The organism is Streptosporangium heterodermiicola (assembly GCF_051390675.1).
GTDB lineage: Bacteria > Actinomycetota > Actinomycetes > Streptosporangiales > Streptosporangiaceae > Streptosporangium.
In genome coordinates this window covers 1-290 of the sequence record NZ_JBPJSR010000135.1, presented here as the reverse complement: position 1 = coordinate 290, position 290 = coordinate 1, and the positions used below count along the sequence as shown (strand labels likewise).

General features: G+C 66.6%; 1 protein-coding gene. It reads right to left on the bottom strand.

Going from position 1 to position 290, the window contains the following annotated elements; genetic code table 11:
• Positions 1–290, bottom strand: a 290-nt coding sequence (locus ACSC1Q_RS43225) for a substrate-binding domain-containing protein (RefSeq protein ID WP_436764550.1), incomplete at both ends; no start/stop codon positions are given.

The window sequence follows — 290 nt, the reverse complement described above, 5'->3', positions numbered from 1 at the left end:
GCGGCGACCTTGGTGCCCGACTCGACGGTGAACTGCGCGTCCTGCTTGGCGGTCACGCTGAAGCCGTAGGTCTTCAGCGCGTCCTCGAAGCCCTTGCTGCGGTCCTGGGTCAGCGGCAGGGTCGCGATGCCCTGGATCTCCAGGATGACCGGGCTGGCCACGCCCTTGTCCTTGAGCTTCTTGCCGATGTAGTGCCCGGCGGCCACGCCCATGCCGTAGTTGTCGCCGCCGATCCAGGTGCGGTAGGACAGCTTGTCGGGGAAGACCCGGTCCAGGTTGATCACCGGGAT